27 protein-coding genes and 1 riboswitch are annotated in these 23,255 nt (G+C 54.3%); of the genes, 21 read left to right on the forward strand and 6 right to left on the reverse strand.

Annotated elements, in window-relative coordinates:
- Positions 1 to 19: 19 nt before the first annotated feature.
- Both MES37_RS16195 and MES37_RS16200 read right to left on the reverse strand, forming a co-directional pair.
- The gene (locus tag MES37_RS16195) at positions 20 to 1,006 is read right to left on the reverse strand and encodes an IS110 family transposase (RefSeq protein WP_121815380.1); all 987 of its coding nucleotides are present in this window, start codon (positions 1,004 to 1,006) and stop codon (positions 20 to 22) included.
- A 249-nt stretch (positions 1,007 to 1,255) separates the two neighbouring features.
- Complete coding sequence (locus MES37_RS16200) at positions 1,256 to 2,122, reverse strand: GHMP family kinase ATP-binding protein (protein ID WP_237932007.1); 867 nt, start codon at positions 2,120 to 2,122, stop codon at positions 1,256 to 1,258.
- Between the two features lie 434 nt (positions 2,123 to 2,556).
- A riboswitch (cobalamin riboswitch) is annotated at positions 2,557 to 2,731 on the forward strand.
- A 96-nt stretch (positions 2,732 to 2,827) separates the two neighbouring features.
- On the opposite strand from MES37_RS16200, the gene MES37_RS16205 reads away from it, so the two are divergent.
- From MES37_RS16205 to cobT, 18 genes are all read left to right on the forward strand, one after another.
- Positions 2,828 to 4,207, forward strand: a complete 1,380-nt coding sequence (locus MES37_RS16205) for a cobyrinate a,c-diamide synthase (RefSeq protein WP_237932009.1) — start codon at positions 2,828 to 2,830, stop codon at positions 4,205 to 4,207.
- Positions 4,204 to 5,163 carry an adenosylcobinamide-phosphate synthase CbiB gene (gene cbiB, locus MES37_RS16210; RefSeq protein WP_064544065.1) on the forward strand — a complete coding sequence of 320 codons (960 nt, stop codon included), beginning with the start codon at positions 4,204 to 4,206 and terminating at the stop codon, positions 5,161 to 5,163. The genes MES37_RS16205 and cbiB overlap by 4 nt, the downstream gene beginning before the upstream one ends.
- 10 nt (positions 5,164 to 5,173) lie before the next feature.
- A complete protein-coding gene (locus MES37_RS16215) occupies positions 5,174 to 5,803 on the forward strand; it encodes a cobalt-precorrin-8 methylmutase (protein WP_064544105.1) in 630 nt (209 codons plus the stop codon).
- Positions 5,803 to 6,939, forward strand: a complete 1,137-nt coding sequence (gene cbiD, locus MES37_RS16220; RefSeq protein WP_064544066.1) for a cobalt-precorrin-5B (C(1))-methyltransferase CbiD — start codon at positions 5,803 to 5,805, stop codon at positions 6,937 to 6,939. The genes MES37_RS16215 and cbiD overlap by 1 nt, the downstream gene beginning before the upstream one ends.
- The gene (cbiE, locus tag MES37_RS16225) at positions 6,933 to 7,538 is read left to right on the forward strand and encodes a precorrin-6y C5,15-methyltransferase (decarboxylating) subunit CbiE (protein WP_133522898.1); all 606 of its coding nucleotides are present in this window, start codon (positions 6,933 to 6,935) and stop codon (positions 7,536 to 7,538) included. Before cbiD ends, cbiE begins: the two co-directional genes overlap by 7 nt.
- Positions 7,528 to 8,097: a decarboxylating cobalt-precorrin-6B (C(15))-methyltransferase gene (locus tag MES37_RS16230; protein ID WP_121815046.1), complete on the forward strand. Its 570-nt coding sequence runs from the start codon at positions 7,528 to 7,530 to the stop codon at positions 8,095 to 8,097. The genes cbiE and MES37_RS16230 overlap by 11 nt, the downstream gene beginning before the upstream one ends.
- The gene (locus MES37_RS16235) at positions 8,090 to 8,863 is read left to right on the forward strand and encodes a cobalt-precorrin-4 methyltransferase (protein WP_064544073.1); all 774 of its coding nucleotides are present in this window, start codon (positions 8,090 to 8,092) and stop codon (positions 8,861 to 8,863) included. Before MES37_RS16230 ends, MES37_RS16235 begins: the two co-directional genes overlap by 8 nt.
- 27 nt (positions 8,864 to 8,890) lie before the next feature.
- Positions 8,891 to 9,616: a precorrin-3B C(17)-methyltransferase gene (locus tag MES37_RS16240; protein ID WP_064544075.1), complete on the forward strand. Its 726-nt coding sequence runs from the start codon at positions 8,891 to 8,893 to the stop codon at positions 9,614 to 9,616.
- Positions 9,617 to 9,644: 28 nt separating this feature from the next.
- Complete coding sequence (gene cbiK / locus MES37_RS16245; RefSeq protein ID WP_064544077.1) at positions 9,645 to 10,439, forward strand: sirohydrochlorin cobaltochelatase; 795 nt, start codon at positions 9,645 to 9,647, stop codon at positions 10,437 to 10,439.
- Positions 10,436 to 11,143: a cobalt-factor II C(20)-methyltransferase gene (locus MES37_RS16250; protein WP_064544079.1), complete on the forward strand. Its 708-nt coding sequence runs from the start codon at positions 10,436 to 10,438 to the stop codon at positions 11,141 to 11,143. The genes cbiK and MES37_RS16250 overlap by 4 nt, the downstream gene beginning before the upstream one ends.
- 113 nt (positions 11,144 to 11,256) lie before the next feature.
- A complete protein-coding gene (gene cbiM / locus MES37_RS16255; RefSeq protein WP_064544082.1) occupies positions 11,257 to 11,988 on the forward strand; it encodes a cobalt ECF transporter S component CbiM in 732 nt (243 codons plus the stop codon).
- Between the two features lie 2 nt (positions 11,989 to 11,990).
- Positions 11,991 to 12,272 carry an energy-coupling factor ABC transporter substrate-binding protein gene (locus MES37_RS16260; protein WP_064544084.1) on the forward strand — a complete coding sequence of 94 codons (282 nt, stop codon included), beginning with the start codon at positions 11,991 to 11,993 and terminating at the stop codon, positions 12,270 to 12,272.
- The gene (locus tag MES37_RS16265) at positions 12,259 to 12,936 is read left to right on the forward strand and encodes an energy-coupling factor ABC transporter transmembrane protein (protein ID WP_237932018.1); all 678 of its coding nucleotides are present in this window, start codon (positions 12,259 to 12,261) and stop codon (positions 12,934 to 12,936) included. The genes MES37_RS16260 and MES37_RS16265 overlap by 14 nt, the downstream gene beginning before the upstream one ends.
- A gap of 8 nt (positions 12,937 to 12,944) precedes the next feature.
- Complete coding sequence (locus MES37_RS16270; RefSeq protein ID WP_064544085.1) at positions 12,945 to 13,760, forward strand: energy-coupling factor ABC transporter ATP-binding protein; 816 nt, start codon at positions 12,945 to 12,947, stop codon at positions 13,758 to 13,760.
- Complete coding sequence (locus MES37_RS16275; RefSeq protein ID WP_064544087.1) at positions 13,757 to 15,280, forward strand: cobyric acid synthase; 1,524 nt, start codon at positions 13,757 to 13,759, stop codon at positions 15,278 to 15,280. The genes MES37_RS16270 and MES37_RS16275 overlap by 4 nt, the downstream gene beginning before the upstream one ends.
- Positions 15,277 to 15,828 carry a bifunctional adenosylcobinamide kinase/adenosylcobinamide-phosphate guanylyltransferase gene (cobU, locus tag MES37_RS16280; RefSeq protein WP_064544089.1) on the forward strand — a complete coding sequence of 184 codons (552 nt, stop codon included), beginning with the start codon at positions 15,277 to 15,279 and terminating at the stop codon, positions 15,826 to 15,828. Before MES37_RS16275 ends, cobU begins: the two co-directional genes overlap by 4 nt.
- Positions 15,819 to 16,577: an adenosylcobinamide-GDP ribazoletransferase gene (cobS, locus tag MES37_RS16285; RefSeq protein WP_064544092.1), complete on the forward strand. Its 759-nt coding sequence runs from the start codon at positions 15,819 to 15,821 to the stop codon at positions 16,575 to 16,577. The genes cobU and cobS overlap by 10 nt, the downstream gene beginning before the upstream one ends.
- A gap of 31 nt (positions 16,578 to 16,608) precedes the next feature.
- Positions 16,609 to 17,667, forward strand: coding sequence for a nicotinate-nucleotide--dimethylbenzimidazole phosphoribosyltransferase (gene cobT, locus MES37_RS16290; protein ID WP_064544094.1), 1,059 nt, complete (start codon positions 16,609 to 16,611; stop codon positions 17,665 to 17,667).
- A 49-nt stretch (positions 17,668 to 17,716) separates the two neighbouring features.
- On the opposite strand, the gene MES37_RS16295 is transcribed toward cobT, so the two are convergent.
- On the reverse strand, positions 17,717 to 18,361 hold the full coding sequence (locus MES37_RS16295; protein WP_064544096.1) for a Qnr family pentapeptide repeat protein: 645 nt from the start codon (positions 18,359 to 18,361) through the stop codon (positions 17,717 to 17,719).
- 200 nt (positions 18,362 to 18,561) lie between these two features.
- Between MES37_RS16295 and MES37_RS16300 the strand changes: the two genes are divergently transcribed.
- Positions 18,562 to 20,172: an FAD-NAD(P)-binding protein gene (locus tag MES37_RS16300; RefSeq protein WP_237932011.1), complete on the forward strand. Its 1,611-nt coding sequence runs from the start codon at positions 18,562 to 18,564 to the stop codon at positions 20,170 to 20,172.
- Positions 20,173 to 20,178: 6 nt separating this feature from the next.
- Here MES37_RS16300 and MES37_RS16305 read toward each other — a convergent pair whose 3' ends face one another.
- The gene (locus MES37_RS16305; protein ID WP_121815056.1) at positions 20,179 to 20,583 is read right to left on the reverse strand and encodes a dTDP-glucose pyrophosphorylase; all 405 of its coding nucleotides are present in this window, start codon (positions 20,581 to 20,583) and stop codon (positions 20,179 to 20,181) included.
- A 202-nt stretch (positions 20,584 to 20,785) separates the two neighbouring features.
- Here MES37_RS16305 and MES37_RS16310 point away from each other — a divergent pair, with 202 nt between their 5' ends.
- Both MES37_RS16310 and MES37_RS16315 read left to right on the forward strand, forming a co-directional pair.
- A complete protein-coding gene (locus MES37_RS16310) occupies positions 20,786 to 21,781 on the forward strand; it encodes a type IV toxin-antitoxin system AbiEi family antitoxin (protein WP_237932013.1) in 996 nt (331 codons plus the stop codon).
- Positions 21,735 to 22,544, forward strand: coding sequence for a nucleotidyl transferase AbiEii/AbiGii toxin family protein (locus MES37_RS16315; RefSeq protein WP_237932015.1), 810 nt, complete (start codon positions 21,735 to 21,737; stop codon positions 22,542 to 22,544). Before MES37_RS16310 ends, MES37_RS16315 begins: the two co-directional genes overlap by 47 nt.
- A gap of 113 nt (positions 22,545 to 22,657) precedes the next feature.
- On the opposite strand, the gene MES37_RS16320 is transcribed toward MES37_RS16315, so the two are convergent.
- Complete coding sequence (locus MES37_RS16320; RefSeq protein ID WP_237932020.1) at positions 22,658 to 22,927, reverse strand: helix-turn-helix domain-containing protein; 270 nt, start codon at positions 22,925 to 22,927, stop codon at positions 22,658 to 22,660.
- Positions 22,884 to 23,024, reverse strand: coding sequence for an ash family protein (locus tag MES37_RS24960; protein ID WP_443107423.1), 141 nt, complete (start codon positions 23,022 to 23,024; stop codon positions 22,884 to 22,886). Before MES37_RS24960 ends, MES37_RS16320 begins: the two co-directional genes overlap by 44 nt.
- Between the last annotated feature and the right edge of the window lie 231 nt (positions 23,025 to 23,255).

The following is a 23,255-nucleotide window of genomic DNA, read 5'->3' on the forward strand; positions in this document are numbered from 1 at the left end:
GTAGCTACCGTCTTGAACGTCAAGCGGTAGCTGCATAATTTTCATCCCATGGTAATCGGGTTTTCAGTACGCCGAAGCACATATGTACCAGCTTACGCATCACTGCACCCAGGGCCGCTTTTTTCGCCTTACCTTTCGCTACCAGCCTTTCATATATCGCCTTCGCGGGTTTATTCCACCGGATTGCACTCAGGGCTGCTACATACAGTTTGGCTCTGACTATTGAGGGGCCTGTTTTTGACATATGTGCCCGCCCGCGTACCGAACTGCCGGACACTCTCTCCACCGGTGTTATTCCCAGATACGCTGCCACCTGCGAGGCACTTTTGAACGTCCCGTCTTTCAGTAGTGCCAGCATCTCCCGTCCCACCTGCTCCTTCACACATTTTATCGATTTCAGCAGCTCCAGATCGGCCTTCAGTCCCGGGTCGTTATCTGTGTGGTCAGTAATGAGCTTTTCTATCCGTTCCAGTTCATCACTCAGCCAGCCGTGTGTCCGCTCCAGTGAGGCTATGACCTCCCGTGGTGTCGAGGTTGAATGCGCTTTTTCAAGCCGGTTGGCCGTCCTCTGCACATCCTCTTTCAGCGCGTCGCGCTGACGCAACAACGCCCTGAGTTTACGGACTTCAACTGACGGTGGGACCCAGGCATCGGGATGCTTCAGCTCGCCATAACAGGCCAGCACAAATGCGTCCACTGTGTCATTTTTCGTGAGGATATCCATTCCGCAGGCAAACTCACGGACACGGTATGGATTGGCCATGCAGACAGAAATCCCCGCATCATGAAGCCCATACGCCAGATTTTCATGGTAGATACCCGTGGCTTCCATCACGACTGTCATATTATCAGAGGCGCATTTTTGGGCCTCCAGCCAGTCGATGATTTTGCGGGCCACACAGGGTTCATTGGTGAAGACTTTCTGCTTTTTCTTACCCTTAATACCGGCAACAAGCAGACAGACATCTATTTTATTTTTGCTGATATCAGCACCGAGAAAAGCCATATTTCATCTCCTTCCACGTGAACCAACACGCCATTCCAGCCTTGTACATGCGAAGTCAGAGCTTCTGGTTACCGTTCGGATTTTGAGTGGCGTGAAAGGTGAAACGGAGGGCTTAAGCTACGTCGGAAGATCGAGGTCTTCAGGTCGGATACAAGCTTCCTCCGTTTCATGTAACCGGTAGCTAACCAGCTACCGGTTCAAGATACAAGGTCGGATAAGCGCAGCGTCATCCGACACCATTAACCATGATCACAGCAAGGCCGCGCCGCCTTCGACCATCTTCAACAAGTGATGCACCGGCCAGTGTGGAGTTAAGCGTTTTTCCGTCAATAGCCCCATCACCCGCTCTACATCATGCTTGTTGCGGTCTAACAACAACCCCACCACGCTGCCGCTGTGCGCGACATTAATACCGTAGAGATCGCACTCTTCAACCAGTGATAACAAGGCGTTAAATTCCGGTTTAGGCAAAATATTCTGGCTCGCCACGGCGCTAAGCGTGGCGGCTTCACCCATCAAACGTGGGTTGTTCTGCGCGCACGCTTGCTGAATTTTCCCCCAGGCTGTTTCCAGTTCAGGGGCATGCCGTTGCAGCAACGTGTTTCTTTCCATGCGGTGATAATCTGCGGTCCGCAAAGTCAGTGGGCTTTCAAGCACCAGCAGATCCAGCGCCGGTTGCGAGTCACAGGCGATGCGCGTCGCACCTTTGTTATGGTCAAACAACGTCAGGCTGCGAAAAATAGTGCTGTCGGTGGGTTCGAGTGCAACACACTGCGCCGCTAGTGTCTGTTCACTGAGTTCACGGCCTAAATAACTCGCGGTAGCGAGCGCCGTGGCGGCGATATCTGCGGTGCTACTGGCCATTCCCTTGGCGAGCGGAATCGTCGAGTGGCGCTCAATGCGTATTTCACGGCTCAACTCTGCGGGATATTGCCAGTGCGCCAGCAGCTGTTTCACCATTGCGCGCGACAGAGGAAGTTCGCTTGCTAGCGGAGCGCCAGTGGTGACTTCAACGGTGCTGTACCAGTCCACCGGACACGACACCAGCTTTTCGCCGCCAACAATCCACCCCTGGATAAGCTCGCCACAGGATGCAGGACACTGAGCTACTGCCACATTGACCACCTTTTTCACTCAATTATATCTGCGCGATAGTGACATGGCGCTTTATAGGATTTATTGATTTTCCACAATATAGCTTAATCAGCCATGGCGGTAAAAAGAATAAAGATGTTATATCTGCGCGCTAATAATATGGCTTTGATTTATTTTCATATTAATATGATTTATTTTCATGAACTTATTTGTCTATTTGGTGTAAGGGGTTATTTCATTTAAAAGTGAGGTTTTGTTATTGCTTTACGAAAAGGTAATTAATTGTGGTGCGTGTCAAAGTAAGCAAATTTAATTGGTCTGATAAATTGTCGTAGCGCAATAATTTAATTGCTTAGGCGCTATAACCTGTGTCGAGTTTTTATTTGGCGATATTCAACAGAATTCTTAAATTATGTTTCCACGTATGCGCAACAGTGAATTTACGGCATACGCGGTTAACTGCAATGCTAATAGATACACCACATTGTGTGGTTGGGAAGGGGGTTTAAATCCCCCGCAGCCCCCGCTGCTGTGATGCTGACGAACCCGTGATACCACTGATCGCAAGATTGGGAAGGACGGGTGAGAGTGACGCTAAGCCAGAAGACCAGTCTGTTAGCTAAAAACAACAACTTCGGTGGGAAGTGGGTTGCTCAGAAGCGTCGAGTCGCAAGACTGGGTCAACGCACATCCTGGCACCCGTACCGCCCAGAACAGGATTGGGGTATGGCAGCCAGGAAAAGGACATTCATTGTTGCAGGCACTTCCAGCGGATGTGGCAAAACCACGGTTACGCTGGGTTTGCTTAGCCTCCTCACACAGCGCGGATTGCGCGTACAACCCTGCAAAGTTGGCCCTGACTATCTTGATACTGGCTGGCATAGCGCCGTGACCGGGACTGCCTCCCTGAACCTTGACCGTTTTATGCTGCCGGTTGCCACGTTAAATGCGCTGTTTGCCGAACGTATGCAGCATGCGGATGTGGCGGTGATTGAAGGCGTGATGGGGCTGTTTGATGGCTACGGCATCAGTCCTGATTATTGCAGCACCGCAGGGATGGCGAAGCAACTGAACTGCCCGGTGATTCTGCTGGTCGATGGGAAAGCTGTTTCGACGTCGATTGCCGCGACGGTCATGGGGTTTCAACATTTTGACCCCGCATTAAAGCTGGCGGGCGTGATCGTCAACCGCGTGAATAGCGAAAGCCATTATCAGTTGTTGAAAAGCGCTATTGAACGCTACTGCGGCGTGCCGGTGTTGGGCTACGTTCCCCGTGTTGAAGGGGTTTCGTTACCGGAAAGGCATTTGGGGCTGGTCACCGCACGCGAGTCGGTCGTCAATTCACAACCCTGGGCAGACTTCGCCAGCCAGCTTGAAAAAACGCTGGATATCGACCAGTTGCTGGCACTCAGCGTCTGTGATGCGCTCCCTTCAGGGGCGTGGCCTGAACTGCCAGTCGCCGGCAGCGGAGCAGGGTTAACGCTGGCGCTGGCCGATGACGAGGCGTTCAACTTCTATTACCCCGATAACATTTCTCTTCTTGAGCGTGCTGGCGTGCGCATCGTGCGCTTCAGCCCGCTGCATGACAGCCAGTTACCGGAATGCCAGATGATTTGGCTCGGCGGTGGCTATCCGGAACTCTACGCCGAAAAGCTGTCCGCGAACCACACCATGCGCGCTCAAATCCTCGCAGCCCACCAACGAGGCGCGGCGATTTATGGCGAATGCGGCGGCTTGATGTACCTCGGCAGTTCGCTACAAGACAGCCACGGCGCGACTTATCCGATGGTCGGCGCTATTCCCGGCCATAGCGTGATGGGCAAAAAATTAACCCGCTTTGGCTACTGCGAAAGCCGGGCGCTGGCGCCCACCTTGCTGGCTGACACAGGCGAAACGCTGCGTGGTCACGAGTTTCATTATTCTGAATTTACGCCGCAAATCCCTGCGGTGATGGCGTGCAGCAAAACCCGCGACGGCGCAGTTTTGCAGGCGTGGTCGGGTGGCTGGCAGGTGGGAAATACCTTCGCCAGCTATCTGCATATTCATTTTGCCCAGCGTCCCACGCTGCTTAATCGCTGGATAAGTGCAGCCAGGAGAGCGAAATGACACTCCTGGCCTGGGCGGTGGCGTGGATTCTGGATCGTCTGCTGGGCGACCCTCACCACTGGCCGCATCCGGTGCGCTGGATTGGCGCACTGACCGCGTTGGCACAACGTATCGTCCGGCGTTACTGCCGTAGCGAAGCGGCCTTGTCCATCGGCGGTGGTTTGATGTGGCTCTGCGTGGTTGGCACCACCTTCGGCGTAGCGTGGGGGCTGCTGCATTTTGCCAATGCCATTCACCCCTGGTTGGGCTGGATTGTCGAAGTGTGGATGATTTTCACGGTGCTTGCTGCCCGCAGCCTCGATGACGCCGCGCGTGACGTGGAGCTGCCGTTAAGTGAGGGCAATCTCGAGGAAAGCCGCAAAAAACTCGCCTGGATTGTCGGGCGCGACACTTCCCAATTGCAAATGCCGCAAATCAATCGCGCGGTAGTGGAAACCGTTGCGGAGAACACCGTGGACGGCGTGATAGCACCACTGTTCTTTTTACTGCTCGGCGGCGCGCCACTGGCGATGGCCTACAAAGCCGTCAACACGCTGGATTCGATGGTCGGCTACAAACACCCAAAATACCGTGCAATCGGCATGGTTAGTGCGCGAATGGACGACCTCGCCAACTTCATTCCGGCGCGTATCAGTTGGTTATTGCTGAGCGCTGCCGCGTGGATGTGCCGCAACAATGCCATCGACGCGCTGCGTATTGGCTGGCGCGATCGCTACAACCACAGCAGCCCCAACTGCGGTTGGTCGGAGGCTACGGTGGCAGGGGCGTTAGGTATTCGTCTCGGCGGGCCAAATGAATACTTCGGGCAACGGATGGACAAACCCTGGCTCGGAGAGGCTTCCCGCGAGATAGCCGTTGGCGATATTTCAGCAACGATTCAATTGATGTGGGTGGCTTCCACGCTGGCGCTGCTGTTGTTTGCGCTGGCGCGGGTTATCTGGTCTGGAGCGGTCTGAGGGCAATATGATGAATTACATACAACAACCACAAGCGATTGAAGCCAAAAGCTTCGTCATTATCGACGAGATTGTCCGGGAAACCCGGCCAGAATACCGTTTTGCCAGCGAGCTGCACGAGGCGGTGATTAAACGGGTTATCCATACCACCGCCGATTTCGACTGGTTGGATATTTTATGGTTTTCCGAACATGCGCTGGACAACTTGTGCGCCGCGTTGCGCAGCGGCTGCACGATTTACACTGACACCACGATGGCGCTTTCCGGGATCAATAAAACGCTGTTAGCCAGTTTCGGTGGCGAGTGCCGTTGCTATATCAGCCATCCCCACGTTGTCCACCAGGCGAAAGAACTGGCGATCACGCGCTCTATGGCGGCGGTTGATCTGGCGATGCAAGAAGAAGGCGAAAAGATCTTTGTCTTTGGTAACGCGCCAACCGCACTGTTCCGCTTGCTGGAAAAGGCGACTCCGGTGCGTGCTGTGGTTGGCGTTCCTGTCGGGTTCGTCGGCGCCGAAGAGTCGAAAGATGCGCTGATTGCCAGCGACCTTCCGGCCATTGCTGCACGCGGGCGTAAGGGCGGTAGTAATGTCGCCGCCGCCATCGTCAACGCCGTGCTGTATCACCTGCGGGAGGCGTGATGAGCGAATCCTTCGAGGCACCGGTGTGGCATAACGGAAAAGCGTTACGCAAAGGCTATACCACCGGCTCCTGCGCAACGGCGGCGGCAAAAGTCGCGGCGCTGATGGTATTACGCCAGCACCTGATTCATCAGGTTTCTATTACCACGCCTTCCGGCGTGACGCTGTGCCTGAATGTTGAATCGCCACAAATCGAAGGGCAGCAAGCGATCGCCGCTATCCGTAAAGACGGCGGTGATGATATTGACGCCACCCACGGCATGTTGATTTTTGCCAGAGTCGCGCTGAACGATTCCGGCGAGATAACCCTTCATGGCGGCGAAGGGGTAGGCAAAGTCACCCGCAAAGGCATTGGCTTGCCCGTCGGCAGTGCCGCGATCAACCGCACGCCACGCCAGACCATTGAATCTGCGGTACGTGAAGTGATTGGCCCGTCGCGTGGTGCGCAGGTGGAAATCTTCGCCCCTGAAGGGGAGCTACGGGCGCAAAAAACCTATAACTCGCGCCTTGGCGTCATCGGCGGTATCTCGATTATTGGCACCACAGGCATTGTGACGCCGATGTCGGAAGAGAGCTGGAAGCGTTCTCTGGCGCTGGAACTGGAGCTGAAACGCGCAGCGGGTCTGGAGCGCATCGTGATGGTGCCTGGCAATCATGGCGAACGTTTCGTACGCGAACAGCTTGGCGTGGACAGCCAGTCCATCGTCACCATGAGCAACTTTGTTGGTTACATGATTTCGGAAGCGGTGCGCCTGGGCTTCCGTCAGATCGTGCTGGTCGGGCATCCGGGGAAGCTGATTAAGGTCGCCGCCGGAATATTCCATACCCACAGCCATATTGCCGACGCGCGCATGGAAATACTGGTCGCCCATCTGGCATTGCTCCACGCGCCTTACGAATTGCTGGCTGCCGTCAGCGAATGCGACACCACCGAAGCGGCGCAAGAGCACATTGACGCCTGGGGTTTCCAGCGCATCTATCACCATCTTGCCGAACGTATTTGTCTGCGGGTTGCCCAGACGCTGCGTTTTACCAGCCAGCCTCCCGTTTGCGATGCCGTGATGTTTTCTTTTGATAACCAACTGTTGGGTAGTAACCGCCCGTTGCAGGAGATAGCGGAGGATTTGCAATGCTGACGGTGGTTGGAATGGGGCCTGCGGGCGTGCAACTGATGACGCCCGCTGCCCGCCAGGCGGTTGCCGAAGCTGAAATTCTGATTGGCGGGAAACGCCATCTGGCGCAGTTCCCCGATTTTTGCGGTGAAACGCGCCAACTTGATGCCGACATCGCCGCTTTACTGAGCTGGATTGAATGCCAGACCGCGCGCCGCGTGGTGGTGCTGGCATCTGGCGATCCGCTGTTTTATGGCATTGGTACGCGAATGGTTGCGCACTTTGGAGTCGATCGCCTGAAGGTGATCCCGGGGATCAGCGCGGCGCAATATCTTTGCGCGAAAACCGGCATCGATATGAATGACATCTGGTTAACCAGCAGCCACGGCAGAACGGTCGATTTCGAAGTCCTGGTCCGCCAGCCCAAAGTGGCGATGGTGACCGATAAATTGTGTGGCCCGCGAGAAATCGCCGCTGAGCTGGTCGCCAGAGGCGCCGGGCAACGCAGGCTGGTTATCGGTGAAAACCTGGCAATGGAAAACGAACGCATCCACTGGCTACGCGCCTGTGATGTCACTGCACAGTACGACATGAATGTCCTGGTGATCCTCAATGAAAGATGAACTGTTTTTACGCGGGGCAAAAGTCCCGATGACCAAGGAAGTGGTGCGCACCGTGGCGCTCGCCAGGCTTGCGTTGCATCAGGCCCGCCATTTTATTGATGTTGGTGCAGGCACGGGCAGTGTCTCGATTGAAGCAGCGCTCAGCCACCCTGAACTGCGGGTGACGGCCATTGAACGAAACCCCGATGCACTGACGCTGCTGGCGGAAAACCGTCGCCATTTTGATTGCTGCAATATCGAGATTATCGCCGGTGAAGCTCCGGTGATGCTGGGGGAAAAAGCCGAGGCGATTTTCATCGGCGGCAGTGGCGGCAACTTGACGGAGTTAATTGACTGGGCGCTGGAGCAGCTCAACCCGCAAGGGCGGCTGGTGCTGACGTTTATCCTTCAGGAGAACCTCACCACCGCACTGGATCATCTTTCCTCCCGCGGCATGCACGATTTTGATTGCCTGCAACTACAGATTTCCGAGTTAACCGCACTGGGATGCGGGCATTACTTCAAACCCAATAACCCCACTTTTATGATTTCCTGCCAGAAGGAAAAGAATCATGGCTAAGACTTTTGATCCCCGCAGCGTTTGGTTTGTGGGTGCCGGGCCAGGTGACCGCGAACTGATTACGCTCAAAGGCTACCGCTTGCTGCAAGAGGCGCAGGTGGTGATTTACGCCGGTTCGCTTATCAACACTGAGCTGCTGGACTATTGCCCGAAAGAGGCGCAGTGCCACGACAGTGCGCAACTGCATCTGACGCAAATTATCGACCTGATGGAAGAAGGGATTAAGGCCGGTAAAACGGTGGTGCGCCTGCAAACCGGCGATGTGTCGCTCTATGGCTCAGTGCGCGAACAAGGCGAAGTCCTCGCCCGTCGCGGTATCCCGTGGCAAGTGGTGCCGGGTGTCAGTGCTTTCCTGGGGGCTGCGGCGGAGCTGGGTGTTGAATACACGGTGCCTGAGGTTTCGCAAAGCCTGATTATCACGCGCCTGGAAGGGCGCACGCCTGTGCCGCCGCTCGAGCAGATTGAACTGTTCGCCAGCCACCAGACATCAATGGCGATTTACCTCTCCGTGCAACGCATCCACCGCGTCGCCGAACGGCTGATTGAAGGCGGCTATCCGGCTTCGACGCCAGTGGCGGTTATCTATAAAGCGACCTGGCCGGAAAGCATGACCGTACGCGGCACCCTCGCGGATATTGGCGACAAAGTCCGTGACGCGGGGATCCGCAAAACCGCGCTGATTCTGGTCGGCGCATTCCTCGGCGAAGAGTTTCACTATTCACGCCTGTATGCCGCGGATTTCAGCCATGAATACCGCAAAGCCTGAGTTAATCACACTGGGAGTTTCACACTGATGTTAACCGTAATTGGGATTGGCCCTGGCTCGCAGGCCATGATGACCCTCGAAGCCGTAGAGGCGTTGCAGGCTGCTGAAATCGTGGTGGGTTATAAAACTTACACTCATCTGGTGAAGGCGTTCACCGGCGACAAGCAAGTGATCAAAACAGGGATGTGCAAGGAAATTGAACGCTGTCAGGCGGCGATTGAGCTGGCGCAAAGCGGGCGCAACGTGGCGCTGATTAGCAGCGGCGATGCCGGTATTTACGGCATGGCTGGGCTGGTGCTTGAGCTGGTCAGCAAACAGAAACTGGATGTGGAAGTGCGGTTGATTCCCGGCATGACAGCGAGCATCGCCGCCGCATCTTTGCTTGGCGCGCCGTTGATGCACGATTTTTGCCACATCAGCCTCAGTGATCTGCTGACACCGTGGGCGGTGATTGAAAAACGCATCATCGCCGCGGGCGAAGCCGATTTTGTCATCTGCTTCTATAACCCGCGCAGCCGTGGCCGCGAAGGGCATCTGGCTCGGGCTTTTGAACTGCTTTCCGGTAGCAAAAGCGCCCAGACGCCAGTAGGCGTGGTGAAGTCAGCCGGGCGCAAAAAACAACAGAAATGGCTCACCACACTCGGCGAGATGGATTTTGAACCAGTGGACATGACCAGTCTGGTGATTGTCGGCAACCACGCAACCTATATCGAGCAAGGGCTGATGATCACCCCGCGTGGTTACACGTTGTGACGCCTGGCTGAAACAAAAGGATTAAACCATGAAAAAAGCGCTTCTGGTGGTGAGTTTTGGCACCAGCCATCACGACACCGGTGAGAAAAATATTGTGGCGTGTGAACGCGACCTGGCTGCCAGTTGCCCTGATCGCTGCCTGTTCCGTGCCTACACCTCAGGGATGATCATCCGCAAGTTAAAACAGCGTGATGGCATTCATATCGATACGCCGTTGCAGGCGCTGCGCAAGCTGGCAGAGCTGGGTTATCAGGATGTGGCTATTCAGTCATTGCACATTATCAACGGCGATGAGTACGAAAAGATCGTCCATGAAGTGCAGGTGATGCGGCCATTGTTTGCGCGCCTGGTGATTGGCGCACCGTTACTCAATAGCTTCGCTGATTATTCGCAACTGATGGCGGCTTTACGCCTGCAAATGCCTGCGCTGGGCGAACGGGAAGAAGTGGTGTTTATGGGCCACGGTGCCAGCCATCACGCTTTCGCCGCTTACGCATGTCTCGATCACATGATGAAGGCACAGCAGATGCTCGCACGGGTTGGCGCGGTGGAAAGTTATCCGGAAGTCGGGCAACTGATTGACAACATGCTGGCCGAAGGCGTGCGCGCCGTTCATCTGATGCCGCTCATGCTGGTGGCAGGTGACCACGCCATCAACGATATGGCGTCTGATGAAGACGATTCGTGGAAATCACAGTTCTGCGCTGCGGGGATTCCCGCGACACCGTGGTTGCAGGGGCTGGGTGAAAACCCGGCGGTGCGCGCGATGTTCGTCGCACATTTACAGCAGGCGATTAAAGGTTCAATGGAGGAGGCAGCATGAGCGGAAAACTCTACGCAATTAGCACCGGCCCTGGGGCGAGCGACTTAATTACGGTGCGCGCATCGCGGGTACTTGCCACGCTGGACGTGCTGTACACCCCCGCCGGACGTAAAGGTGGCGATAGCCTGGCGCTTTCTATCGTGCGCGAATATCTCGGTGAGCATACGCAAGTCTGTTGCCGCCATTTCCCGATGAGCGCGGACAGTGCCGAAAAAGAAGCGGTATGGGATGCGGTTGCCGCCGAACTGTACCGCGAAGTTGAGGCGGGAAAACGCGTCGGCTTTATTACCCTCGGCGATGCCATGTTGTTCAGCACCTGGGTCTTTTTACTCAAGCGGTTGCCGCATCCTGACTGGCTGGAAATTATCCCAGGCGTGACCTCTTTTGCGGCGATTGCTTCACGCTCTGGAACGCCGCTGGCGATGGAGTCGCAATCACTGGCGGTGATTTCTTGTACCTCGCCGGAGGACGAGATTCGCCAGGCGCTGGAGCGGCATGACAGCCTGGTCTTAATGAAGGTGTATGGCCGTTTTGCGCGAATTAAGTGCCTGTTGCAGGAAGCGAATTTGCTGGATAACGCGTTGATGATGGCCGAAGCGACACTGCCGAACGAGCAATGCTGGCGAAACCTGCGAGAGGTGCCGGATGACCAGGAGTTGCCGTATTTTTCGACCATTTTGGTGAACAAGCAGTGGCGTAATTAGCTGAATCGGTGGATGACGCCTGCGGCTTATCCCCCCGACAAAATCAAACCAATGACGTAGACGTAGGTCGGATAAGCGCTGCGTCATCCGACAACAATGCTGAAGGGGAAATCATGGAATCGTTACTGAAAAAACTCTCACTAAGCGGCTTCGGCATGGGAATGCTGTTGCTCATCGTGCCGCAAGATGCGTTTGCCATGCACATTATGGAAGGTTTTTTACCACCGATGTGGGCGCTGGCCTGGTGGCTGCTGTTTCTACCGTGCCTGTGGTATGGCCTGGTGCGTCTGCGCCAGATTGTTGCGGAAGACAGCAACCAGAAAGTGTTGTTGGCGCTGTGCGGCGCATTTGTTTTCGTGCTCTCGGCGCTGAAAATTCCGTCGGTAACCGGAAGCTGCTCGCATCCTACCGGCGTTGGGCTAGCGGTGATTTTGTTCGGGCCCGGTGTGGTGGCAATCCTCGGCGCGGTGGTGTTGCTGTTCCAGTCACTGCTGCTGGCTCACGGCGGTTTGACCACGCTTGGCGCTAACGGCATATCGATGGCGGTGGCGGGGCCGATTGTCGGTTATCTGGTGTGGAAGCTGGCTTGCCGCGCAGGGTTACGTCGAGATGTCGGGGTGTTTTTATGCGCCATGCTGGCGGATCTCACCACTTACTTTGTGACCTCGGTGCAATTGGGCGTTGCGTTTCCCGACTCGCAGGCGGGCATGGGCGGATCGACGCTCAAGTTCATGAGTATCTTCTGCCTGACGCAGATCCCGATCGCCATAGCGGAAGGGCTGCTGACGGTATTGATCTATGACCAAATCACGAAACGTAATTTGATCACGGCACAGGAGCATTAACGATGAAAAAGACGATAGTTTTGCTCGCGATGGTGATTGCACTGGTGATATTGCCGTTCTTCATTGACCACAACGGTGAATATGGCGGTTCCGACGGTGAAGCGGAAAGCCAGATCCAGATTATTGCTCCGGATTACCAACCGTGGTTCCAGCCGCTGTATGAACCGGCAAGCGGTGAAATAGAAAGCTTGCTGTTTACCTTGCAGGGCTCTTTTGGCGCGGCGGTGATTTTCTACATCTTCGGTTACTGGAAAGGCAGACAACGTGCAACTGACCGGGCTTGACAGACTCAGCTACCAAAGCCGCTGGTACCACGTTTCACCGGTGCGCAAATTCTGGTTGTGGCTGGCGATGATGGTGCTGGCGTTTGCCCTGCCGCCGTTCGGCCAGGTTTGTTTGCTGGTGCTGGTCGCGGCGTTCACCTGCTGGTTACTGCGTATTTCGCTGTGGCGCTGGTGCCGATGGATGGCACTGCCGTTTGGTTTTTTGCTGGTGGGGGTGGTGACAATCCTGTTTAGCATCAGCCGCGAATCGACGGAGCTGTTGTGGAGTGTGCCGGTTGGCAGCGTCTGGATTGGCATCAGCCATGACGGATTGCTGATGGCGAATGCGACTGTCTGGCGCAGCCTGGCGGCGCTGGCATCGACCTTCTGGCTGGTCCTCAATCTGCCTTTCCCGCAGCTGATTGTGCTGCTGCAACGTGCGCGGGTGCCGCGGTTAATGACCGAACAGATCCTGCTGACCTGGCGCTTTATTTTTATCTTGCTGGAGGAGGCGCTGGCTATCCACCGTGCGCAGACGCTGCGCTTTGGTTATCGCAGTTTGCCGCTGGGGTATCGATCGTTTGCGATGCTGGTCGGAATGCTATTTACCCGCGTGATGATGCGCTATCAGCAAATGGTGACGGTGCTGGATATCAAATTGTATCAGGGTGATTTTCACCTCTAAGGACAGCCATGCTAGCCACAGAATCTCTCTGGTTTCGTTACCAGGACGAACCGGTACTTAAAGGTGTTTCGCTGGATTTTTCTCGCCATTCGGTTACCGGGCTGGTGGGGGCAAATGGCTGCGGAAAATCGACATTGTTTATGAACCTCAGTGGCATTCTGAAGCCGCAAAAAGGGGCGGTGCTGTGGCAGGGCAAGCCGCTGGATTACAGCAAACGAGGGCTGCTGGCGCTGCGTCAGCAAGTCACCACGGTTTTTCAGGATCCGGAGCAGCAGATTTTCTATACCGATATCGACAGCGACATTGCGTTTGCGCTGCGCAATATCGGGGTGGAAGAAGCAGAGATTGCGCGGCGGGTCGAAGAAGCATTGACGCTGGTCGACGCGCACGCTTTTCGTCACCAGCCGATTCAGTGCCTGAGTCACGGGCAGAAAAAGCGCGTTGCCATTGCGGGCGCATTAGTTCTCCAGGCTAAATATCTGTTACTCGATGAACCGACGGCAGGGCTGGACCCTTCGGGGCGCACGCAGATGATTGAAATTATTCGCCGCATCGTCGCTCAGGGCAACCATGTGGTGATCTCCAGCCACGACATCGACTTGATTTACGAAGTGAGCGACGCGGTGTATGTGCTCAACCACGGCGAAGTTTTGGCGCAAGGGACGCCGGAAGACGTCTTTTCTCGTCAGGCCTGCATTGAGCAAGCGGGATTGACGCAGCCCTGGCTGGTCAAAATGCACCTCGAGCTGGGTTTACCGCTTTGTAAAAATGAAGCGGATTTCTTTGCCCGTATGCGGGCGACATATCTTCAGGAGGCGTCATGAAGCAGGCAATCATGTTGCAGGGAACGGCATCGGATGTCGGGAAAAGTGTTCTGGCTGCGGGGCTTTGCCGTATTTTCCATCAGGATGGCTGGCGAACCGCGCCGTTTAAATCGCAGAACATGGCGCTGAATTCCGGCATCACGCCGGAAGGTAAAGAGATGGGGCGGGCGCAAATTTTCCAGGCCGAAGCGGCGGGCGTGGTGCCGGACGTGCGCATGAACCCGGTATTGCTCAAGCCCACCAGCGATAGCAAAGCGCAGGTGGTGCTGATGGGGCAGGTGGCTTGCAATATGGACGCCGTCAGTTACCACGAGTACAAACCGCGCCTGCGGGAACAGGTGACGGCGGCGTATAACAGCCTGGCGCAAGAGTATGACGTGCTGGTGCTGGAGGGGGCGGGAAGCCCGGCGGAAATCAATCTGCGCGACCGCGACATCGTCAATATGGGAATGGCAGAAATGGCCGGATGCCCGGTTATCCTGGTGGCAGACATCGACCGTGGCGGCGTTTTCGCCTCTATTTATGGCACGCTGGCGTTATTGCAGGAGCATGAACGCTGGCGAGTAAAAGGCGTCATCATTAATAAATTCCGTGGTGACGTGGCGTTGCTCCACTCCGGGATTGAACAGATTGAGTCGTTAACCGGCGTCCCGGTGTTGGGCGTGATGCCGTGGCTGGATGTCGACCTGGAAGATGAAGACGGTGTGGCGCTGCAGCGCGGTAAATATTTGCACACCGAAAAGCGCGATATCGAGATTGCGGTGCTGCACTTACCACACATTTCCAACTTTACTGATTTCAATGCGCTGGCGGCGCAACCGGATGTCCGCGTGCGCTATGTCCGCCATCCAGAAGAACTGGACGGGGTGGATCTGGTTATCTTGCCGGGCAGCAAAAATACCCTCGGCGATTTGAGCTGGATGCGCGAACACGCCCTGGCGCAGAAGGTGCTGGAGCTACATCGCTGCCGCGTGCCGATCATCGGCATTTGCGGCGGTTACCAGATGCTCGGCGACACCATTATTGACGAGGTGGAATCCGGGCTTGGCACCTTACCAGGGCTGGGCTTGCTCAATACCGTGACCCAATTTGCCAGTAGTAAAACCACCACTCTGGTGGCGGCAGAAACTGCCGCGTCGTTGCCTGGCTGGCTGGCGCAGGCTTCGGGGATTGCGCTACGCGGCTATGAGATCCACATGGGGGAAACGCAATTAACATCGGACTGCCGTCCGGCATTGTTACTGCAAAAAAACGGCGAATCGATTGCCGACGGTGCAGTCAGCGATGACGGGCTGGTGTTTGGCACTTATCTGCATGGGCTGTTTGACAGTAACACCTTCACGCGCGCGGTGGTGAATGGGCTACGGGCGCGTAAAGGCTTAGCGGCGCTGACCAGCACAATCGATTACGCGAGTTATAAATCCCAACAGTTTGACATTCTGGCAGCGGCCATGCGGCAAAACATTGATATCGAAAAAGTCTATCAAGTGATGCGTGAGCACCAGGAGGCAACGGCATGATTCTGGTCACTGGAGGTGCCCGCAGCGGCAAAAGCTCGCATACGGAACGGCTGGCCGCTGAGGATTGTGACCATGTTTTGTATATCGCCACTTCGCTGGTCACCGATGACGAGATGGCATCACGCGTGGCTCAGCACCAGGCGCAACGGCCACAACACTGGCGGACCTGGGAAGGGTTCCGCGATTTGGGCGAGGTGATTCGCCACCATCTGCAACCAGGCGAAGGCGTGATGCTGGAGTGCATCACTACTATGCTGGCAAACCTGCTTTATGAAGAGAGTGCAGGCGCTGAACCGGAGAGCCTGGATTTTGCGGCTCTGGAGGTGATTCTGCTGCGCCAGATTGACGACCTGATCGCCGCATGCCAGCAGTCGCCCGCGCCAATCTACATTGTGACTAACGAACTGGGGATGAGCATCACGCCGCAAAACCGCCTGGCTCGCCATTTTGTCGACATCTCTGGCAGGGTTAATCAGAAGCTGGCGCAGGCGGCAGATGAGGTGTGGCTGGTGGTGGCGGGGATTGGGGTAAAAATCAAATGTCGCTGAATATGTTGGCTGCGACCATGCGATTTATTACCCGCATTCCAGTACCAGAGAAGTGGGCTGACGGGGTAGAGTTCCGGCACTACGGCCAGGGCGTGCGCTATTTTCCCGTCGTTGGCTGCGTTGTTGGCGGGCTTGCCGCATTCGTCGCGGTGGTTGCCAGCCAGAGCGGTGGCGGCATTTATGTCGGTGCGCTGGTCTACGTTTTGGCACTCGCTTTTCTGACTGGCGGTTTTCACCTCGACGGGCTGGCGGACACCTGTGACGGCATTTTTTCTGCCCGTAAGCGCGAGCGTATGCTGGAAATTATGCGCGACAGCCGCCTGGGGACACACGGTGGCCTGGCGCTGATTTTCTGTATTCTCATCAAAACATTCGCCGTTATTTCGTTATCGCAATTTCCCGCTAAAGAACTTTTCACGCTGTTGCTCTGTGCACCAGTGGCTGGCCGCGCAGCCATGGTGCTGGCGATGTATAAGCAGCGCTACGCCCGTGCCGGTGAAGGGATGGGCAATATTTATATCGGCCAGATTAGCGGTTATCAGGCCGCCATCACCTTGTTGATTGGGGCGCTGATTGTCGGGCTATTCGCCGGAACGCGCGGGCTTATCGCCATTCTGGTGACTTATGTTGTGGTTTATGGCGTCGCATCCTATTTCCGCCGCCAGTTAGGCGGGCAAACCGGCGACACGCTGGGAGCCTCGGAAGAAGTGGGGGAAATGGTATTTCTGCTGGCATTGCTGTGGGCCTGAATGATGCGTTAAACAATTGAGGATAATAACGGTGCAAACATTAACGGAATTAGTGGCAAGCATCAGGCCGCTTGATCAACAAAAAATGGCGCAAGCGGCTGACTATATTGAAAGTTTAGCCAAGCCAGCAAAAAGCCTCGGGCGGCTGGAAGTGATGGCAACCCAACTGGCGGGTATGCGTGGGATAAGCCATCTGGATAACCTGCAAAAAGAAATTATTGTGATGTGCGCCGATCATGGTGTGTTTGATGAAGGAGTCGCTGTGACCCCGAAAGAGGTCACTTATATTCAGGCGTTGAATATGCAGAAAGGGCTGACCGGCGTGTGCGTACTGGCAAAAAACAGCCAAACCTCTGTTTTGCCGGTGGACATCGGCATTGATTGCGAACCGATCGCCAATATGGTGAGCCTTAAGCTGGCACGCGGATGCGGCAATATTGCGCAGGGGCCAGCCATGTCGCGCCAGGACGCGGAACAACTGCTGCTGGCAAGCGCTCAGCTGGTAAAAAAACGTGCGGAGGAAGGGGTGTCTATTTTTGGCGTCGGTGAACTGGGGATTGCCAACACCACGCCCGCTTCGGCGATGATCAGCGTATTTAGCGATTGTGATCCGCACGATGTGGTGGGGATTGGTGCCAATCTGCCACTCGATCAGTTGCAGCATAAAGAGTCGATTGTCAGAAAAGCTATCCATGTTAACCAACCCAACGGCAACGATGCGCTGGATGTGCTGGCAAAAGTGGGTGGATATGACCTGGTGGGGATGGCGGGAGTCATTCTCGGGGCGGGGGCGTGTGGCCTGCCGGTGGTGCTGGATGGTTTTCTCTCGTATGCGGCGGCGATTGCGGCGTGCCAGCTAGCGCCTGAAGTCAAAAGCTATTGTATCCCTTCACATTTCTCGGCAGAGAAGGGCGCACAACGTGCATTAGAACACCTTAACCTGAAGCCTTATCTGTATCTGGATTTGCGCCTCGGCGAAGGCAGTGGCGCAGCCATTGCGATGTCGATATTAAGTGCGGCCTGCGCGATGTATTGCCATATGGGATTACAAGCGAACAGCGGTTTTAGCCTGCCGGGTTCACCGACGTAATTGGGGATGTGAGGGGATGGTGTATCCAGCCCCTTTCACCCTCACCAGGCTAACCGATAATCGTGATCCCCAGGCGCTCCATTATTTGGATCACCTGATAATTATCCAGTTTGACCCCTTGTAAATCGGTGCCGCGAACGTCCAGATTACCCAGTTCTGAATTGGTCAGGTCACAATGGGTAAAGTTGGCTGATCGCCAGTCGAAGGAAGAGAATTCACCGCCGGAAAGGTCAGAGCCACTAAAGGTCGCCCCCAGAATTTGAGCACCATTCCAGCGGTTTTCCCACAGCTCGCACTTCTCGAGCACCACCTTGCTAAAGTTGGCGTAGCTCAGGTTGGTTTTGGTGATGTAAGCACTGCAAAACCAGCTGCGGGTGGTGATCATATTCATGAAGCTTGCGCCACGAAAGTCTGCGCCTTGCGCCCGACAGTCGCGGATTTCGATACCCAGGGCGCTGGCATTTCTGAAATCTGCCATCGATAAATCACAGCTTTTGAAGGCTGCGTCTTTCAGTATTGCCCGGTTAAAATTACCGCCTTGCTGGCTTTCACGGTCATAAAACTGGCAGCCGACAAACTCGGTACCGGTCAGGTCAGTGCCTGAAAAGTCGCAGTTAAAAAAAGTGCTGTTCTCAATTTTCGCGCCAGTGAACTGATTGCGGCCAATCTTTGTACCATTCAAAGCCAGAGTCATAATAATTAACCTGTTTATTTGTACAGTGAAATTTATTGTAACCCAAAGACGGAGCAGTAGAAAATCGCTCAGCGCACGTTTTTGTGTGTGGGTGTAACAGGGCAGATAGGCGTAGGGACTAATAGCCAATAAGTTGCCAGAAACCGTTGCGTGAACCTAATCTTAAACGATGGATTGGGTGAGCAAAAGTGTGAGTATTAATGAGAAAAGTGGCGATTATCGGCGCGGGGCCAACGGGGATTTATACTTTTTTCTCCCTGCTGAAGAATAAGACACCTGTAGCCGTTTCTGTCTATGAGCAAGCCCCTGAAGCGGGTGTCGGTATGCCTTACAGCGATGAAGAAAACTCGCGCATGATGTTGGCGAATATTGCCAGCATCGAAATTCCGCCCATTTTTTCGACCTATATCGACTGGCTGCGCCACCAAAGTGAAGCGCATCTGGCGCGCTATGGTGTCGAACATGCTTCGCTTCATGTCCGTCAATTCCTGCCGCGCATTCTTCTTGGCGAGTATTTTCGTGACCAGTTTTTGGAACTGGTGGCGCAGGCAAAAAAACAAGGTTTTAACGTTGAAGTGCATGAGTCTTGCCTGGTTACTGACCTGCAAGCTACGGCAGACGGCGTCAGGTTATGGGCGCAAGGGGAGGCGGTGCCCCATTTGTTTGATCTTGCCGTTATCGCAACGGGGCATGTCTGGCCAGACGAAGATGCCGCGACACACAGCTACTTTCCTAGCCCGTGGTCGGGGCTGATGGAGGCGCATATTCCGGCGGGCAAGGTTGGCATTATGGGGACATCTTTAAGTGGCCTGGACGCCGCAATGGCGGTGGTTATCCAGCATGGCGAATTTATTGAAGATGATGACGAGCACTGCCGGTTCATTCTTGATGAACAAAGTACCGCGCTTAACATTGTGCTGATGTCGCGCTCTGGCATCCTGCCAGAAGCGGATTTCTACTGCCCGATCCCGTATGAACCTTTATTGGTTGCCAGCGAACAGGCTATTAACAACGAAATTGCGGCCGGTTCAGACGGCCTGCTCGACAGGGTTTTCGGCCTGATGATGGAGGAAATCGAACGGGCTGACTCGACCTGGAGCGAGCGCATATCCCTCAATACTCTGGATGCCGACAGCTTCGCCAACACCTGGTTTTCCGACCGGAAAAAAAATAACCCGTTTAGTTGGGCCGAAGCCAATCTGCAGGAAGTCGAACGCAACAAACGCGATAAACGAACCGTGCTCTGGCGTTACGCCATTCTGCGTTTACATGAAGCGGTGCAGGAGATTGTGCCCCATCTTAACGAACAGGACAGCAAGCGGTTCGACGCCGGGCTTGCTCGCGTGTTTATCGATAATTATGCCGCCATTCCTTCGCAATCGATTCGCCGATTACTGGCCTTACGTGAGGCGGGGATCATCAGCATTCTCACACTTGGGCAAGATTATGAACTCGATGTCAAAGAGCACCAGACCGTGATTGCCGCACAAGGCGACAGATATGAGTTCGATGTGTTTATTGATGCTCGCGGGCAAAAAGCGCTGAAGACAAAAGACCTGCCGTTCCCCACTTTACGCCAGCAACTTGCCGCTAATGGTGATGATATTCCGGATGTTGGCGACGATTACACCTTGCTGGAACCCGCCTGCGCCCGTGGGCGTATCGGGTTTGGCGCATTGCCGTATTTGATGCACGACCAGCCTTTCGTTCAGGGGCTAACCGTTTGTGCGCAAATCGGTGCCGCGATAGCAAAAGCCCTTTCAAAACACGCGCTCAGGCCGCGCAGAAAGCTACCGTTTTGGGATGAGTGACCGACATTAGGATTGCAGGGCGGAAAACTCGAGCGCCAGACCGATGAGCGTCATATTTTGCACTGAGGGTTCCGCAGTTGCCGCAATCAGGGTGCCCTGGAATTTCAGTTTCTTGAACGGCCCATTAATGATGAGCCTTGCGCGCAGGCTGGGAAGTGCCTGGGAACTGACAGGATAAACAACGCGTCCTTTGATGGGGACAGGGATTTTTCGTAACTCAATGCGTTGCAGCACGCCGATATTGGCGTAGAGCACGGCAATCGGCGTGACGGAAACCAGCGGTTGTGCGCAGACACTAATAAAATCCAGCAGCAATTCTGGTTGCAGGTAATTTAACCCACCATGCGTTACGGTAACGCCTGGGATTTCCGGCATCGGGAAAGACAGCGGCAGGAGTGATGAATCAGTCATTGATCCCTTTCCATTATGATTTCGCCTTATTGACCCGATAAGAGTAGACCATCCTGAATGAGAAAAACTTTGCCAATACCGCAGGAATAGTTTTGGTGAGGTGTTGCTTTTGCCATTTTTGAGAATCTACGTTGCTTCCCTTTTGATTTGTTCATAAACTAATTCTGTTCATGAATCATGAACTGTGGAAAGGTGTGAACAAATGAAAGAAGAACAGCTTTTGTCCGGGGTTTTAGAGAACCTGCCAAAAGGCTTCGAGTTGCAATATGAGTATAGCAACAATGGCGTACATGACGGTTGGGGCAAGTTAACGGGGCCGAGCGGTGAAACGATGACATTTGCCCTGGAAATAAAGCAGATCCATCGTAAAGAATCGCTGATAGCTGCCCGTGAACAAATGGCTCGCTTTCCTGGAAATGTCCCTGCATTACTCGTGTGCAACCGACTGACATCTACGTTGGCGGAATATTGTGCCGAGAGCCAGATTAATTTCATCGATACGGCGGGCAACGCCCATATCCAGGTTCCAGGATTATATCTGCTCAGAGAAGGGCGCTATGAAAAGAAACCCGTTGTTGCCAGTAGTCGTTTTGCGGAAGGAGTAATGAAACTTCTTTTTGTGCTGTTATCCAGCCCAGAAACCCTGAACGATACGTACCGCAGCCTGGCGGAGAAAGCGGGGATTTCCCTGGGGATGGTTAGCAAGGCTTTCGATTATCTTGAAGCACAGCGCTATTACCGAAAATCGCAGCAGGGGCGGCGTTTGATGAATGAAGAAGAATTACAGGTTCTGTGGCTTAAAGATTATGCCACTGCTCTGCGCCCAAAACTGGATTCTCTTTCTTTGTCTGCACCTGTTTCATGGGGTGAGATAGCGTTGGCGTCCGAGGAATACTGGGGGGGCGAAATTGCTGCCGCCCAGCTGAGCAGTGGATATCTGATACCGGAAACAGGCGTGATCTTTACCCCTCATCATCTTTTACAAAGGCGGAAAGAACTGGGGCTAAAACCTGTTTCTGGCGGAAAACTGCAACTGATTTCCCGTTTTTGGAAGCACTTTGCACTGAGTCGCAAAGCAGAAGCGATGCTGTGCGTGGCAGAGTTGTTGGTGAGCGGCGACGACAGAAACAGAGAAGCAGCAAGGATAATCAATGACAAATACCTTCACCTTAACGAATCCGATCTTTTCAGTTACTGAAACATTGCTAAGCCAGATTAACCGAATTTGTACCGCCCAGGAGATCCCGTTTTTTATTGCAGGTGCAACGGCGCGTGAAATTTTACTCCACCATGTTCACGGCAGGAGTATTGGTCGTCGAACTCGCGATATTGATATCGCTGTGTTTGTTGATGGCTGGCCGAGGTTTGATGTGCTTAAAAATGCCTTTATTGCTGAAGGTGCACATGCTGTCCGTGATAATGCTCATCGTATGATTTCCGAAGGGATCGAGCTGGATATTATTCCTTTTGGCGGAGTTGCTGAAGGGAGTCAAATTGCCTGGCCGCCGGAGCGTGAGGTAATCATGTCCGTGGACGGATTTGCTGAGGTATTTAATCACACCGTAACAGTGCAACTGGGCAATGGGGAAAATCTGCCGTTTTGTTCCTTACCGGGATTAGCATTATTAAAACTTTTTGCCTGGCGCGATCGCGGGCATGGCAATGCGAAGGATGCGACCGATCTCTACAAGATTATTCGTGAATATGGCGCTATTGAAGATGAGCGTATATATGAATCCCCCATCGAAGGTGAAAAACTAGACTGGAATCCTGTGCGTATGGGCGCAGTGCTGTTGGGCGGCGATATCGTTGCAATTAGCGAGCACACTTCTTTAGCCGAGTTGATGCGTCTTGATAGAGAACGTTTGACCGACGCTATAGTGCGGCAAACTGATGTGGGCGATATGACTGTTGAGCAGATTATGAATGATTTCTGGAACGGTATGATGAGTGGTGGTTGAGATACAAACTCCGCACGGCACAAAATATGCGGGTTTTCAGGATTTCGTCTGGAATTATTCAAGCTAATCACAGCGTCACCCGCACTGAGTTTCTGGCTGATGACGCTGATCGTTTATTTCGGATGACGGGTGCGCATTAGCCGAACGACAGGCTTGTGCGTTTGAGGATCAAAATAGCGGCTTGGCCAGATGGTTTCGGCGGGTACGCCAATGGCTTTGCTTATTAGCAGTTCCCCTTTTGCCCACGGGCGGCTCAGCGCGTTGGCGAGAGTAGAAGAACTTAAACCTGCGGCGCGGGATTCGGCTGCCAGTGAGGTGCCATTTTTACGTAGTGCCGGCCTACAAGGATACCGGCCAGTCCGAAGGCTGCCCTGCCTGAGCAACCATTGAAAGTTGGGAGTACAGTTTTTGAACTGTATATCCAACAGGTGTGCGGAGACATTGACACTCGTAGGAATGCGAGTGGTTTTCCAGACATATTTCTTAAGTTGCAGGTGTTGCAGAAGAGGTGAGTAGCTCGGTGAAATCAGCTCACAAAAAACTCTATGGGTCCCACCGTTTTTGGATTGATGCTGGTTTTGTCATGAGTCATATATGGACGCCCAGTGTTATGCAAATACTGATTTGATACGGTTCGCTGTCATATATCCGGCGTCATTTATGGAAAGAGGTTTCCTGCGCCATGATGTCATCCGCACCCTGTTTCCTTAT

The sequence above is a fragment of the Buttiauxella sp. S19-1 genome (genome assembly GCF_022134725.1).
In the GTDB taxonomy this organism is placed as follows: Bacteria; Pseudomonadota; Gammaproteobacteria; order Enterobacterales; family Enterobacteriaceae; genus Buttiauxella; species Buttiauxella ferragutiae.